This window comes from Bradyrhizobium sp. CSS354, from assembly GCF_029051725.1.
Lineage (GTDB): Bacteria > Pseudomonadota > Alphaproteobacteria > Rhizobiales > Xanthobacteraceae > Bradyrhizobium.
This window is the reverse complement of sequence record NZ_JAACFU010000105.1, coordinates 1-418: the sequence shown is the minus strand read 5'-3', so window position 1 is coordinate 418 and position 418 is coordinate 1. Positions and strand designations below refer to the sequence as shown.

Below are 418 nucleotides of genomic sequence, written 5' to 3'. Positions count from 1 at the left end.
CATTATGGCTGTGCTTTTAAGCGGCCTGGCGTATCACTTTTCGGATCAGTTTAGATGGCGGATTACAGAACTGGTTCAAAACACCGAACGCTATCAAAAAGGAGAAGCTAATACTTCTGTCGGCATTCGTATTCAATCGATAAAAAACGCTTATTTTCTTTTTAAACAACGGCCGTGGCTTGGCCATGGTACCGGTGGCTTCCACACGGCTTACGCGACATTACCGCCCGAGAAAACCCAGGCCACCGGTGATATGCGTCTCTCTTATAATAGTTATTTAAACGTCGGTATTGAACTCGGCATTGTCGGTGTTTTTCTTTTGCTGATGAATTTTTTAATTCAATGGAAATACAGTTACTCGCTTTCGGGCGATTACCGCTATTTCATGCAAGCGTTATTGATTGGCATGGTGATAGGT

At 43.5% G+C, this 418-nt stretch carries 1 protein-coding gene; it reads left to right on the top strand.

From position 1 onward, the window contains the following. Positions 1-418 (top strand): O-antigen ligase (locus GWG67_RS38850; protein WP_275174914.1); only part of this gene is annotated, 418 nt, incomplete at both ends.